The 13,804-nt window shown below is 70.4% G+C and carries 10 protein-coding genes; 1 reads left to right on the forward strand and 9 read right to left on the reverse strand.

Annotated elements, in window-relative coordinates; all coding sequences use genetic code 11:
- Positions 1 to 118: 118 nt before the first annotated feature.
- From FBY39_RS00175 to FBY39_RS00205, 7 genes are all read right to left on the reverse strand, one after another.
- Entirely contained in the window at positions 119 to 1,936 is a 1,818-nt protein-coding gene (locus tag FBY39_RS00175; protein ID WP_141929677.1) for an ABC transporter ATP-binding protein, read from the reverse strand.
- Positions 1,933 to 3,789, reverse strand: a complete 1,857-nt coding sequence (locus FBY39_RS00180) for an ABC transporter ATP-binding protein (protein ID WP_141929678.1) — start codon at positions 3,787 to 3,789, stop codon at positions 1,933 to 1,935. Before FBY39_RS00180 ends, FBY39_RS00175 begins: the two co-directional genes overlap by 4 nt.
- A 307-nt stretch (positions 3,790 to 4,096) precedes the next feature.
- The gene (locus tag FBY39_RS00185) at positions 4,097 to 4,603 is read right to left on the reverse strand and encodes a methylated-DNA--[protein]-cysteine S-methyltransferase (RefSeq protein WP_141929679.1); all 507 of its coding nucleotides are present in this window, start codon (positions 4,601 to 4,603) and stop codon (positions 4,097 to 4,099) included.
- A gap of 30 nt (positions 4,604 to 4,633) precedes the next feature.
- Positions 4,634 to 6,202: an Ada metal-binding domain-containing protein gene (locus FBY39_RS00190; RefSeq protein WP_141929680.1), complete on the reverse strand. Its 1,569-nt coding sequence runs from the start codon at positions 6,200 to 6,202 to the stop codon at positions 4,634 to 4,636.
- 82 nt (positions 6,203 to 6,284) lie between these two features.
- Complete coding sequence (gene purH, locus FBY39_RS00195; protein ID WP_141929681.1) at positions 6,285 to 7,892, reverse strand: bifunctional phosphoribosylaminoimidazolecarboxamide formyltransferase/IMP cyclohydrolase; 1,608 nt, start codon at positions 7,890 to 7,892, stop codon at positions 6,285 to 6,287.
- 23 nt (positions 7,893 to 7,915) lie between these two features.
- Positions 7,916 to 8,509 carry a phosphoribosylglycinamide formyltransferase gene (purN, locus tag FBY39_RS00200; RefSeq protein ID WP_141929682.1) on the reverse strand — a complete coding sequence of 198 codons (594 nt, stop codon included), beginning with the start codon at positions 8,507 to 8,509 and terminating at the stop codon, positions 7,916 to 7,918.
- A 4-nt stretch (positions 8,510 to 8,513) separates the two neighbouring features.
- Entirely contained in the window at positions 8,514 to 9,953 is a 1,440-nt protein-coding gene (locus FBY39_RS00205) for a DUF6350 family protein (protein WP_141929683.1), read from the reverse strand.
- Between the two features lie 104 nt (positions 9,954 to 10,057).
- On the opposite strand from FBY39_RS00205, the gene FBY39_RS00210 reads away from it, so the two are divergent.
- The gene (locus tag FBY39_RS00210) at positions 10,058 to 11,521 is read left to right on the forward strand and encodes an NCS2 family permease (protein WP_141929684.1); all 1,464 of its coding nucleotides are present in this window, start codon (positions 10,058 to 10,060) and stop codon (positions 11,519 to 11,521) included.
- 165 nt (positions 11,522 to 11,686) lie between these two features.
- Here the strand turns inward: FBY39_RS00210 and FBY39_RS16630 are convergent, their stop codons facing one another.
- The gene (locus FBY39_RS16630) at positions 11,687 to 13,258 is read right to left on the reverse strand and encodes a polysaccharide deacetylase family protein (protein ID WP_141929685.1); all 1,572 of its coding nucleotides are present in this window, start codon (positions 13,256 to 13,258) and stop codon (positions 11,687 to 11,689) included.
- The gene (locus FBY39_RS00220; RefSeq protein ID WP_141929686.1) at positions 13,255 to 13,800 is read right to left on the reverse strand and encodes a hypothetical protein; all 546 of its coding nucleotides are present in this window, start codon (positions 13,798 to 13,800) and stop codon (positions 13,255 to 13,257) included. Before FBY39_RS00220 ends, FBY39_RS16630 begins: the two co-directional genes overlap by 4 nt.
- Positions 13,801 to 13,804 lie beyond the last annotated feature (4 nt).

Raw genomic sequence — 13,804 nt, forward strand, 5'->3', positions numbered from 1 at the left:
CCGACCTCCTTCTTCGTCGAGACACCGCGATCTCGCCGAGCCACCCCGTTATCTGCGCGCATTTGCGGGGTGTTTCGGCGAGATCGCGGGGTCTCGACGGAAAGGGGATGCGGGATGCTCAGACGAGGGACTCGCGCCAGGCCCGGTGCAACTGGGCGAACTTGCCCGTGCCCTCGATGAGGGCCTGTGGCACGTCGTCCTCGATGATCCGCCCGTGCTCCATGACGAGCACGCGGTCCGCGATCGCGACCGTCGAGAGGCGGTGCGCGATGATGATCGCGGTGCGGTCGGCGAGGAGCGTCTGCAGGGCGTTCTGGATGAGCCGCTCCGACGGGATGTCGAGCGACGCGGTCGCCTCATCGAGGATCAGCACCGCGGGGTCGGCGAGGAAGGCCCGGGCGAACGAGATCAGCTGACGCTGACCCGCCGAGACGCGACCACCGCGCTTGTTGACGTCGGTCGCGTATCCGTCGGGGAGCCGCTCGATGAACGCGTCGGCACCGACGGCGCGAGCGGCCGCGCGGATCTCGTCGAGCGTCGCGTCGGGCTTTCCCAGCGCGATGTTGTCAGCCACTGTCCCGCTGAACAGGTACGCCTCCTGCGTCACCATGACGATCGCGCGGCGGAGGTCCTTGGGGTGCAGCGACCTCAGATCGACGCCGTCGAGCGTGATCGTCCCCTTCGTCGGATCGTAGAAACGCGACACGAGCTTCGCGAGGGTCGACTTGCCGGCACCCGTCGTGCCGACGAGTGCGATCGTCTGACCGGCCGGGATGTCGAGCGTGAAGTCCGGGAGGATCGTGCGGGTATCGGAGTATCCGAAGGTCACGTCCTGGAAGCGGACGTGCCCGCGCGCCTCCCACAGGTCGACGGGGTTGCGCGGATCGGGCACCGTGGGCTCCTCTTCAAGGACGCCGGAGACCTTCTCGAGGGCTGCCGTCGCCGACTGGTAGGAGTTCAGGAAGAACGCGACCTCTTGCATGGGCGAGAAGAAGTTCCGGACGAAGACGACCGCACCCAGGAGAGTGCCGACGAGGATCGTGCCGTCGGCCACCCTGAGACCACCCCAGAAGACGATGAACGCGAGGGCGAACGAGGCGATCGCCATGAGCCCGGGCTCGAACGTTCCGAAGAGTCGGATGGAGCGGATGTTGACGTCGCGGTACTGCAGCGCGAGCTCGCCGAACTCCTCGTCGTTGCGAGCCTCCTTCCGGAAGGCCTTGACGGCACGGATGCCGGTCATCGTCTCGACGAACTTGACGATGACCTTCGCGCTCACGACGCGAGACTCGCGATACACGACCTGAGAGCGGAGGTAGAACCAGCGCATCAGCAAGAAGAGCGGAACGCCCGCGATCGTGAGGATGACGCCCGACTGCCAGTCGAGGAAATAGAGCGCCGCGAGAGTGAACAGACCGTAGAGGACGCCCGACACGAGTTCGTTGAGGCCACCGTCGAGAAGCTCGCGGATGGTGTCGAGGTCGCTCGTCTGGCGCGAGATGATCCGGCCTGACGTGTACGACTCGTGGAACTCCAGACTCAGCCGCTGCGTGTGCAGGAAGATGCGCTTGCGGAGCTCCAGCATGATCGCCTGCGTCAGACGTGCGGCGACGACGACGTACCAGCCGATGAGCGCCGCGCCGCCGAAGCTCGTCAGCAGGTAGACCGCGACGATCATGATCGTCGGCATCCAGTCCATGCGGTCGACCGCGGCCGGGAGAGCCGTATTGATGCCGTACGCGATGAGGAGCGGGCCGACGACGCGCATCGCCGTCGACACCACGAGCACCGCGCCCGCGAGGATGAGCTGCGCGCGCACGGGGACCACGAGCGACCCGAGCAGGTGCAGCGAGCGCCGCCGGATCGACCGGCTCTCTTCGCGCGTGTAGTCGGAGCGGTCTTCGCCGCTGGTTCCCGAGACCGTCGTCGTGCTCACGAGGTCACCTCCCGTCCGTGCGTCGAGTTGTAGGGCTGGTAGCGGAGATCGCGCACGCGAGCTTCCTCGTCTTCCAGGCTCGAGATGACGTGCCGGTAGTGATCGCTCGTCCGCAGGAGTTCGGAATGCGTCCCGACGGCCGTGATCCGGCCGGACTCCATGAGGGCGACCCGATCGGCGAGCATGACCGTCGACGGGCGATGCGCCACGACGAGCGCCGTCGTGTCGGACATCACCTCGCGCAGAGCGTCCTCGACGAGCGCCTCGGTGTCGACGTCGAGCGCCGACAGCGGGTCATCGAGGACGAGCACGGCGGGGCGCGCGGCGACGACGCGGGCGAGCGCGAGCCGCTGACGCTGGCCACCCGAGAGCGACAGGCCCTCTTCACCGATGATCGTGTCGACGCCGTTCGGAAGCTCGTCGACGAAGCCCGCCTGAGCGACAGCGAGCGCTTCGCGCAGGATCCGCTCGGCCTCCTCGCTTCCCGGCTCGAGGTCTTCGCGTCCGAGCAGGACGTTGTCGCGCACGCTCTGCGAGAAGAGCGTGGAGTCCTCGAAGGCCATCCCCACGGCGCCGCGCAACTCGCCGAGGGTCAGGTCGCGCACGTCGACGCCGTCGATCGTGACGCGTCCGCCCGTGACGTCGTAGAGGCGTCCCGGCAGCGTCGTGAGCGTCGTTTTGCCCGAGCCCGTCAAGCCCACGAGGGCCATCGTCTCTCCCGGGCGCAGTGTCAGGTCGACACCGTCGATGAGATCGCGCTCCGAGGCCGCGGCATCCGGATACCGGAAGTGCACGTCTTCGAACGTGAGCGCACCGCGCGACCGACCGAGCGTCACGGGCTCGGCGGGGTCGGTGATGGTGTTCTCCTCGTCGAACACTTCGAAGAGCCGGTCCGTCGCCGTGCGGGCGTCGAGCATGAACGAGAAGAGGAAGCCGATCGACTCCATGGGCCAGCGCAGGACCGTCGCCATGACGAAGAACGCCACCAGTTCGGACGCCTGCAGCTGTCCGGATGCCGCGAGGTAGATGCCGACACCGAGGCACAGGGAGAAGGCGATGTCGGGGAGCAAGACGAGCCAGAACCAGATCCAGCCGACCGCGCGGGCCTTGCTGAGTTCGGTCTCGCGGAGCGTCTCGGCCTGGCGCGTGAACTTTTGGAGCGCGTGCTTTCCCCGGCCGAAGGCCTTGAGGACACGGATGCCGTGGACGCTCTCCTCGACGGAGGTCGCGAGGTCACCCGCCTGGTCCTGGCTCTGGCGCGCGAGCGTGCCGTAGGTCTTCTCGAAGCGGTAGCCCGCGTACCAGAGCGGCGCCGAGACGACGAGGAACGTGAGACCGAGGAGCCAGTGCCAGCGGAAGAGCAGCACGGTTCCCACGGCGATCGTCAGGACGTTGACGACGAGCAGGACGAGTCCGAACGCAAGCCAGCGGCGCAGCATGCTGATGTCCTGCATCATGCGGCTGAGCAGCTGACCGGACTGCCACTTGTCGTGGAAGGAGACGGGGAGGCGCTGCAGGCGCGCATAGAACGTCTGCCGGATGTCGTACTCGACCATCGTCGCGGGCCCGAGCACGAACCAGCGCCGCAGCCACACCATGACGGCTTCCGCGAGACCGAGGCCGAGGATCGCCAGTGCGCCCCACACGAGGAGCGCGGGGTCGCCCGTTGCGATCGGTCCCGCGACGATGGCTTCGAGCACGAGGGGGATCGCCAGAGCGAGCAGACTCGCGATGAGCGCGCTCACGGCACCGAGCGTCAAGCGCGACAGGACCGGTTTGGCGAAGGGAAGGAGCCGCGCAAGCGCGCGAAGAGTGGACAGATCGGACCGGGGAGGTTGAGCGGTGGTGGTCATGATCCTTGCAAGGGTGGAGCGGATGCCGCGACGGATGGGCGGCGAGGAGCCTCGACGAGGCGTGAGGAAATGCGTGGTTCCTGTGAGGGAACGCTCCGCGGGGCGGCGTTATGCCGGGCGTCGGGAAGAAACGGTCATCCCGCGACAGCGCGCGAGCCCTCGGGGCCCCGACGAGCGGCGGCGAGGATGACGGCGGCCTTGGCGACAATGGCGACCTGGTGCATGACATCCTCCTGAGGTAAGAGCGAGTGGGCCGCGAGCGCGACAGCCCTCCAGCTTAGACCTGGGAATTGACTGAATGCAAGCGCTATCCCACCAACAGCCCGGCCTCACGGTCGAGGAGCGACCGCTTCACTTCGAGCCCCCACGCGAATCCGCCGAGCGCGCCGCCCGTCCGCAGCACGCGATGACACGGGACGAACAGCGCCGGGGCATTGCGAGCGCAGATGGATGCCGCGGCCCGCACGGCCTGCGGCGACCCGAGGTGCGTCGCGAACTGCGCGTACGTGAGCGGCTGCCCCAGCGCGATCTCCCGCAGGGCGCTCCAGCCGGTCAGCTGCATCGGCGTGCCGTGCTGGACGACCTCGACCGCGTCGATGGCCGAGAGCTCGCCGTCGTAGTAGGCGAGCGCGGCTTCCGCGGCATCCGTCTCCCCGGGTGACACCGCGGTCGGCCGGTCCTGCAGGCGGAGCCGCCCCAGGAGGCGGTCGAGGTCGTCGGTCCACCCCGAGGACATGACCCGCCCGGCCTCATCGGAGAGGATCATGAAGGCGCCGTCCGGGGTGTCGATGGTCTGGATGGTCGCGGTGCTCATGTGTCGTCTTCTCTCTCGCGTGTTCAACATTCAGTCTTCGGTGCGGGTCGGGGCACGCCCCGCCGCGGCTTCACGGGTGTCCGGCGCGGGGGCCTCGGCGTCCGGACTGAATCCTGAACGCCGACGCCGCCCGACCGGCTCGGGCCGGGGCGGGACGGCGCGCCAGAGGTGCGCGGTGAGGTAGCTGCGCCACGGCGCGGTGCGCGCCGCCCAGGCGGTGAGCGTCCGCGGTTCGGCGGGAAGGCCCACCGCGCCAGCACCGGCGCGGACGGCGACATCGCCCGGCAGGAAGACGTCGGGATCGCCGAGTACCCGCATGCGGACGTAGTCGGCCGTCCACGGACCGATGCCGGGCATCGCCAGCAGTGCGGCCCGCTGCTCGGGGCCGTCGTCGCCCGGGGTCAGCGTCAGGGTTCCCGCGGCCAGCGCGGCAGCGGCGCCGGTGACAGCCCGGATGCGGGCGCCCGGACCCCGGAGGACCTCGGCGCCGCGCTCGGCGATCGCCGACATGGTCGGGAAGAGGCGTCCGCCGAGGTCGCCGGCGGGCTCCCCCAGCGCCGCCGCGAGCGCCGTCAGCGCGGTCCGGGCGGCGACCACGGTGATCTGCTGCCCGATCATGGCGCGGATGAGCATCTCGTGCGGATCCGCGGCACCGGGCACGCGGATGCCCGGGAGCCCGGCGACGAGGGGCGTGAGTTCGGGATGCCGCGACAGCTCGCCGTCCACGGCGAGGGGGTCGGCGTCGAGATCGAACAGGCGTCGCGCGCGCGACACGAGCGCGGAGAGGTCGGCCAGCTGCGTCAGCCGTGCGCGAAGGCGCACGCGACCCTCGCTGTCGAGGCGAAGCTCGAACCACGCTGGTCCGCCGGGGAGGCGGATGAATCGAGAGAACGACGACGTCGTGGCATCCTCGACCCCCGCGACGGCGCGAGCCGCCATCCACGCGAAGAGCCCGTCGGCGTCGAGCGGGCCGCGATGCGGCAGCACGAGATCGATCGCGCCGGGTACCGAGGCCGTCGAGTCCTTCGCCCGCCGCCGCGCGCGCAGTTCGAGGGGCGGCATCCCGAACACCTCCCGCACGGTGTCGTTGAACTGCCGGACGCTCGAGAAGCCCGCGGAGAACGCGACGTGGGATGCCGGGAGGTCGGTGCCGACGAGGAGCATGCGGGCCGTCTGGGCGCGATGTGCGCGGCTGAGGGCGAGGGGACCCGCACCGAGCTCGGCGGTGAGGAGGCGCGTCAGGTGCCGGGGCGAGTACCCGAGGCGGCGGGCGAGGCCCGGCACGCCTTCGCGCTCGACCACCCCATCGGCGATGAGCCGCATCGCCCGCCCCGCCGTGTCGCCTCGCACGTTCCATAGCGGAGACCCCGGTGCGGCCTCGGGAAGACAGCGCTTGCACGCGCGGTACCCTGCCTCGTGCGCCGCCGCCGACGTCGGGTAGAACGTGACGTTCGAGGGCTTCGGGGTGCGGGCGGGGCAGCTCGGACGGCAGTAGATCCCGGTCGACCGCACGGCCGTCACGAACTGCCCGTCGAAGCGCGCATCGCGCGAGTCGATCGCACGATAGCGTTCGTCGAAGGTCATCCCGGGGCTGGTCATACCCCTAGCCTGACACGCTCCCTCGGCAACGGCTCGCGGAAATCGGACACAGCTGTCGTGCCCGATCCCCGCCCCCACGACGTCAGTGGAAGAAGTGGCGCTCCCCCGTGAAGAACATCGTCACACCGGCGGCACGGGCCGCTTCGATGACCTCTTCGTCGCGCACCGATCCGCCCGGCTGCACGATCGTGCGGATGCCGGCGTCGATGAGGACCTGGGGTCCGTCGGCGAAGGGGAAGAACGCGTCGGATGCCGCGACGGAACCCGCCGCGCGGTCTCCGGCCCGCTCGACCGCCAGACGGCACGAGTCGACGCGGTTGACCTGCCCCATCCCGATGCCGACGGTCGCGGAGCCCTTCGCGAGGACGATCGCGTTGGACTTGACCGCGCGGCACGCCTTCCACGCGAAGATGAGGTTCGTCATGTCGTCGTCTTCTGGACGCTCGCCCGAGACGAGGCGCCAGTCCTTCGCGACGGACTCGATGTCGTCGGGGAACCGGTCGGCATCCTGCAGGAGGAGACCGCCCGAGACGAGACGGACATCCATGGGCTCCTGACGCCAGTCGGCGGGAAGCTGCAGAACGCGCAGGTTCTTCTTGAGCTTGAAGACCTCGAGCGCCTCGGGCTCGAAGTCGGGGGCGACGATGACCTCCGTGAAGATGTCGCGAAGGTTCTCGGCCATCTTGAGCGTCACGGTGCGGTTCGCGGCGATGACGCCGCCGAACGCGGAGACGGGGTCGCACTCGTGCGCACGCAGGTGCGCGCTCGCGATGGGGTCGAGGGCGCTCGGAGCCGCGACGGCGATACCGCACGGGTTGGCGTGCTTGATGATCGCGACAGCGGGCTTGACCATGTCGAAGGCGGCGCGGAGCGCGGCATCCGCGTCGACGTAGTTGTTGTACGACATCTCCTTGCCCTGGAGTTGCGTCGCCTGGGCGATGCCGTGCCCGCCGACGCGCGAGTAGATCGCCGCGCGCTGGTGCGAGTTCTCGCCGTAGCGGAGCGTCTCGAGGCGCTCGGCCTTGATCGTGAGGTGCTGCGGCAGTTCGGCGTCGGTGGAGAGCGTCTCCTCGGCGAACCACTGCGCGACGGCGCGGTCGTAGTTGGCCGTGTGGGCGAAGGCGCGCGCGGCGAGCTCACGGCGCTGCGTGAGGCTCGTGCCGCCTCCGGAGACGGCGGCGACGATCGCGGGGTACGACTCGGGCGAGACGACGATCGCGACGTTGGCGAAGTTCTTCGCCGACGCGCGCACCATCGCGGGGCCGCCGATGTCGATCTGCTCGACGACGTCGGCAGACTCGGCGCCCGAGGCGACCGTCTCGACGAACGGGTAGAGGTTCACGACGACGAGCTCGAAGGGTGCGATCTCGAGGTCGCGCAGCTGACGCTCGTGGTCCTCGAGACGGAGGTCGGCGAGGAGTCCCGCGTGGACGCCGGGGTGGAGCGTCTTGACGCGCCCGTCGAGCGACTCGGGGAAGCCTGTGACGGCGGAGACGTCGGTGACGGCATAGCCCGCTTCGCGCAGCAGCGACGCGGATCCGCCCGTCGAGACGATCTCGACCCCGGATGCCGCGAGGGCGGCGGCGAGGTCGAGGAGACCCGTCTTGTCGCTCACCGACACGAGCGCGCGGCGGATGGGCACGACATCGCGGTCGCGGTACAGGGCGGGGTCGTGGCTCGGTCCGGCCATGCGGGTACTCCTCGGGGTGGGCGTCAGGGGGTGGATTCGGCGGCGAGGTCGAGGTCGCCCGTCGCGATGCGATGGACGACGTCGATGAGCAGGCGCCGCTCGACGGGCTTGATGCGGTCGTGAAGGCTGTGCTCGTCGTCGTCCGGCAGGACCGGCACGCGCTCCTGCGCGAGGATCGGGCCCGTGTCGACGCCCGTGTCGACGACGATGACGCTCGCCCCGGTCTGGGTCACTCCCGCGGCGAGCGCGTCGCGGACGCCGTGCGCCCCCGGGAACTCGGGGAGATACGCGGGGTGGGTGTTGATGATGCGCGGCGCCCACGCCTCGACGAGCGAGGCGGGAAGGAGGCGCATGAGGCCGCTCAGCACGACCAGGTCGGGCTTCCACACGTCGAGCTGCTCACCGAGCGCGGCGCCCCACTCCTCGCGGGACGAGTAGCTCTCCCACGGAACGAGGAACGTCGGGATGCCGAAGTCTTCCGCGTGGGCGAACCCGTCGGCTTCGCGGTCGGCACCGACGGCGACGACGGATGCCGGGAAGCCGGGGTCGGCGACGGCATCGAGCAGCGCTCTCAGATTGGAGCCCGCGCCCGAGATGAGAACGGCGACCGTGAGCACGCGCCTAGTCTACCGAGGGCCCGCGGTCGGACTTCCCACCGCGGGAATCGAGTGGGCGCGTGCCGAAGAGGCCGCTGAGCTCCTCGCGGTCGAGCGGCTCGGTGTCGTTCGCGTCGTCGAAGAGCGCCGGCTCTGTGTCGTTCGAGTCGTCGAAGAGCGCCGGCTCTGTGGCATCCGTCTCCTCCTCACGCATGCTCCACGAGACGTCGTCCGCGGAATCGCGTGCGATCGTTTCGCCGCGACGCCGCGGGGAGAGGAGAAGGATGGCCGCGCCGAGACCCGCTTCGAGCCCCACCGCGAGCGCGACGGGACCGGGGGCGGGTCCGACCTGCGCGAGGCTGCCCGGTCCGAGGGCCCCCGATGCCAGGAACGCCAGGAGTGCGATGAGAGCGGCGGGGACGACGGCGATCCCGAGGACGATTGCGAGGCGCGGGGCCATCGCGTCGTGGTCGGTGTCGGAGACGGTGGCGAGGCGCGAGCGCGCGATCCATCCCGCGAAGGCGCCGACGGCGACCGGGAGGAGCGCCAGCAGCAGGAGCCACGGCGTGGCGGTATCGGGGACGGCCCCGAAGACGGGGATGCCGGGGAGCACACCCACCTGCGTGCCCGCGGGGCCCACGGTGGTCTGCGCGCCGATCGCGAACCCGGGGCCCGCGATGAACGAGATCGCCCAGACGACGAGCGTCGGAAGATACGCGAGCTGCCCGAGCGTCACGAGCGTCGCCCCGAGCGCATCGACGTGCGATGCCTCGAACAGCGCGATGATCTCGCCGCCACGCGCCCACAGCACGACGGTGAGCCCGAGCGCACCGACCCCGACGAGTCCCACGGCCACGACGGCCGAGCCGCGCGCGATGAGTGCGGGGACGTCGGCCCATCCGCTGTCCCGTTCCTCGACGAGATCGCGAAGCCGCGCGACGCCGCCGTCGCCCGCTTCGATCCACTCCGTGACGACACCGCCCACGAGCGCGGGGAGCGCATAGAAGAGGACGGGGAAGAGGATCGCGTGCCACGTCTCGACAGCAGCGAAGGGGGTCGCGCCCGTGGAGGCGGTCGCGGCCGCGATGGCGGCGAAGACGAGCGTTCCCGTCACGACGCCCGTGATCCACGCTCCCGCGCGAGACGCACGGCGCCCCGAGCGCGCGGCGAAGACGGCGGTGAAGACCCCGAAGGCGAGCGGCGCGAGCGACAGGACGAAGGATGCCGCGGACGGATCGATTCCCGTTCGAGCGAGATACTCGGCCGAGAGAGTGATCTCGAGGGGCACGGCGTGGCCGAACTGCCAGATCGTCGCCGTCGCCGGCCACAGGGAACCCCAATCGGCCGCACCCCCGAACGCGAAAACCCACACGAGGGTGAGCGGCGCGAGGATCACGGCGAGACCGACGGCCGCCGCGATGGCGGCGTCGACGGCGGCGAGGATGACGACGATGAGGCGATGCATGCGCCATCGACCCTACCCAGCGTTCGGCATCCGACCCGCGCGGCATCCCGCGGAATGCCCACGCGGGCCCGCGACGCGCTATCTTCGTGCCCGGAGGTCACCCCATGGCAGAAGCACCCGCACCGACGACCGAGGTCGAGCAGGCACCGAAGAACGCGTTCGATCGCTTCTTCGAGATCACGAAGCGCCGCTCGACGATAGGCACGGAGGTGCGGGGCGGCGTCGTGACGTTCGTCACGATGGCCTACATCGTCATCCTGAATCCGATCATCCTGACGTCGAGCGCGGATGTGGACGGGACGACCCTCGGGTTCCCGCAGGTCGCGGCAGCCACGGCGCTCACGGCGGGCGTCATGACGATCCTCTTCGGGCTCGTGACGCGCCTTCCCTTCGCCTTCGCGGCAGGTCTCGGGATCAACTCGTTCCTGGCCGTGTCGGTCGTCGGCCAGGTGACGTGGGCGGAGGCGATGGGTCTCGTCGTCATCAACGGCCTCATCATCGTGCTGCTCGCGGTCACGGGGCTTCGGCGCATGATCTTCGACGCCGTGCCGATTCAGCTGAAGCTCGCCATCACGGTCGGCATCGGCCTCTTCATCGCGTTCATCGGGTTCGTGGATGCCGGATTCGTCACCTCGACGGGAGCGTCGTCGCCGCCCGTGGGCCTCGGCGTCGACGGGTCGGTCGGCACGGTCCCGACGCTCATCTTCGTCTTCACGCTGCTCCTGACGGGCATCCTCGTCGCGAAGAAGGTCAAGGGCGGCATCCTGATCGGTCTCGTGACGGGCACCGTCGTCGCGATCGTCGTCGAGGCGATCTGGAACATCGGCCCGAAGTTCGACGGCGACCAGGTCAACCCCGGCGGCTGGGGACTGTCGGTGCCCGAGCTGCCGTCGTCGCTCGTGAGCCTTCCCGATCTGTCGCTCCTGGGTCAGGTGTCGTTCGGCTCCTTCGAGCGGATCGGCGTGCTCGCGGCCCTGATGCTCGTCTTCACGCTCGTCTTCACGAACTTCTTCGACGCGATGGGCACCATGACGGGCCTGTCGAAGGAAGCAGGGCTCGCGAACGAGAAGGGCGACTTCCCCCGCATCAAGTCGGCGCTCATCGTCGAAGGCGTTGGCGCCGTCGCGGGTGGACTCACCTCGAGCTCGTCGAGCACGGTCTTCATCGAGTCGGGCTCCGGCATCGGCGAAGGTGCCCGCACGGGCTTCGCGAACGTCGTGACGGGTGCGCTCTTCCTCGTGGCGATGTTCTTCACGCCGCTCGTGTCGATCGTGCCGACCGAGGTCGCGGCATCCGCTCTCGTCATCGTCGGCGCGCTCATGATGTCGCAGATCCGTTTCATCGATCTGACCGACTTCTCGATCCTGCTTCCCGTGTTCCTCGCGATCACGGTCATGCCGCTCACCTACTCGATCGCCAACGGCATCGGGGCGGGCTTCGTCTCGTGGGTCGTCGTGCGGTCGCTCTCGGGCCGCGCGAAGGGCATCAGCCCGCTCCTGTGGATCGTCGCGGCCGGCTTCCTGCTGTACTTCGCCCGAGGCCCGGTAGAGGCGCTCCTCGGCGGCTGACCCCGGCCGTACATGCGCGGGCGGGGCGCGGTCTGGGGCCCCGAGCCGACACGGAACGCGCGGGACGACACGCTGCGTACGCACGCGGCATAGCGCCTCGCACGGCGCGTGGCGTCTCGGCGAAGCGTGGCGCGGGATGCCGCGGCGGACCGTGCGCGGCGCGCTTCAGGGAGCGCGGCGGAAGGCTCCGGATGCCGGGAGCTGACCTCCGAAGAGCGTCGTCACCGTCACGAGGGTGAAGCCGCGGTCCGCGAGGCCCGAGAAGACGGTCGGCGCGACGCGGATGGATCGCTCGTGCGTGTCGTGGAAGAGGATGATGCCGCCCGGCGTCGCGCCGTCGACCGCAGACCGGATGAGCGCATCGTCGGCGGGGCCCGCCCAGTCGCGCGTGTCGACCGACCACAGGATGGCGGGTTCGGCCGCGACCTCGAGCACGCGCTCCGTGTACTCGCCGTAGGGCGGCCGGAAGCTCGCGACCGGCTGCCCGCTCAAGGAACGCAGGAGTCCCTGCGTGCGCTGCAGCTGCGAGGCGACCTCTTCGTCGTCGATCTCGGGGAGCTGCGGGTGGCTCCACGTGTGGTTGCCGATCTCGTGCCGCTCAGCCGCGACACGACGGACGGTGTCGGGGGCGTTGGACGCCGAACTCCCGAGCATGAAGAAGGTCGCCGCCGCGCGGGCCTCGGCGAGGTCGTCGAGCAGCCTCGGCGTGAGCGACGTCGGTCCGTCGTCGTAGGTGACGGCGATGCACGGGACGAGGCCGCAGTCGACCCGGTCAGCTCCCGCAGGACCCGCGACGGGCGCGTCGAAGGGCATCCCCTCCGACGCGAGCACGCGTGCACCGAAGTCGGTGACGAGCCCGCTCGCGACAGCGGACGGAACCGCGATCGAGAGCGGCTCCTCCGTCGCCGGCGTGCCGAGCGACGCGAGCTGGGGCGCCGTGAACCCCGCCGGGATCGTGAACGTCAGTCCGCCGGGCGCCGGCGTCGTCGAGGCGAGGGCGCCGCGGATCGCGGCGAGCTGGGCCTCGTCGCCGCTCTCGGCGGGACGCCACGACAGCGCACCGGCGGACCGGCGGAGCGCATCGACGACGTCCTCGCTCAGGCGCCCGGCCGCGCCGTCGGCCCACAGCTCTTCCGCCGTCGCGACATCGCCGGTCGCCGTGTCGACGTAGAGAATGCTCGTGGCATCCGACGCGATGGCGCCCGGTGCTCCCCCGACCGTGCGCAGCCGCTGGCCGAGGATCGAACCGGATGCCGCGACGATGTCGCACACGAGAGCCACACCGACCCCTCCCGGTGCGCCCAGGGCCGGGTCAGCGAGGAGGTCGGCCGCCGGTCGCGTCGCAGAGCCCGCGACGCACGAGCGGTCGTCGAGGCCCGCCCCGGCCGGCTGGGCCTGGGGCGCATACGGCGTACCCGACGCGGCAACCGCGGCTGCGATCGCGTCGCGGACGCGAGCCTCGACCACGGCGTTGAAAGCCGAGGCTGCGGCATCCGTTCCGGGAAGGTACGCGAAGCGCGCCTGCACTCCGACGGCGTCGTTGCGGAGTCGCTGCGGCACGATCCGCGCGGCGACGGCTCCGTCGTCGACAGGATCGAGTGCGTCCGGGGCGTCGACAACGGTGATCTCACTCGGCGTCCAGTTCGGCGGGACCCAGGCCGGGTCACCCACGGGAGCACACGCCGTGAGGACGACGGCGACCACGGCAAGCCCGGCCGCGATCCCCCTGCGCCTCACGGCGCGATCCCGTCGAGCAGCTGGGCGAGCGCCGGCCGATAGATCGCTGCGTCGGCTTCTTCGACGACGGTGGCGACGACGCGCGCGCTCGGCCCACTCCCGTCGCCGCCGAGTGCGACACCGGCGACGACGCCACCGTTGTCGAGGTCGGCGTGCACGGCCGTGAGGCCCGAGGTGAGCGTCTCGGTGCGGAGCGATGTCGCGAGCCCCGGCTCTGCCGACACGACCGCGGAAGGATCCTCGTCGACGAGATCGACCCGGGCCGACATCGCGCCGTCGGGAGTGCGGACGATGACGGATGCTGCGGACTCGTGCACGACGACCCATCCCGCCGGCGCGACGATCTGCGCGCGGAGGTCGTCGGACTCGATCGTGACGGGCGTCCGTCCGTCCGCGTCCTCGCTCGCGAGGTTCGCGAGGGCGGGCGGCACCGCCGTCAGCGCGGCGAAGCCGAAGAACAGCGCGACGACGATCGCCGCGAGCACCGAGACCAGGATGGCGATGCTCTGCCGCGGGACGACGCGGTGCGGCGAGGGGGGCATCGCC

It is taken from the genome of Microbacterium sp. SLBN-146, assembly GCF_006715145.1.
Lineage (GTDB): Bacteria > Actinomycetota > Actinomycetes > Actinomycetales > Microbacteriaceae > Microbacterium.

What these genes read in the sequence shown, in the direction of transcription:
- FBY39_RS00185 (WP_141929679.1), bottom strand. Translation starts at nt 4,603, where the DNA reads ATGAGCACCGCGACCATCCAGACCATCGACACCCCGGACGGCGCCTTC.
- FBY39_RS00210 (WP_141929684.1), top strand. Translation starts at nt 10,058, where the DNA reads ATGGCAGAAGCACCCGCACCGACGACCGAGGTCGAGCAGGCACCGAAG.
- purH (WP_141929681.1), bottom strand. Translation starts at nt 7,892, where the DNA reads ATGGCCGGACCGAGCCACGACCCCGCCCTGTACCGCGACCGCGATGTC.
- FBY39_RS00205 (WP_141929683.1), bottom strand. Translation starts at nt 9,953, where the DNA reads ATGCATCGCCTCATCGTCGTCATCCTCGCCGCCGTCGACGCCGCCATC.
- FBY39_RS00190 (WP_141929680.1), bottom strand. Translation starts at nt 6,202, where the DNA reads ATGACCAGCCCCGGGATGACCTTCGACGAACGCTATCGTGCGATCGAC.
- FBY39_RS00180 (WP_141929678.1), bottom strand. Translation starts at nt 3,789, where the DNA reads ATGACCACCACCGCTCAACCTCCCCGGTCCGATCTGTCCACTCTTCGC.
- FBY39_RS00220 (WP_141929686.1), bottom strand. Translation starts at nt 13,800, where the DNA reads ATGCCCCCCTCGCCGCACCGCGTCGTCCCGCGGCAGAGCATCGCCATC.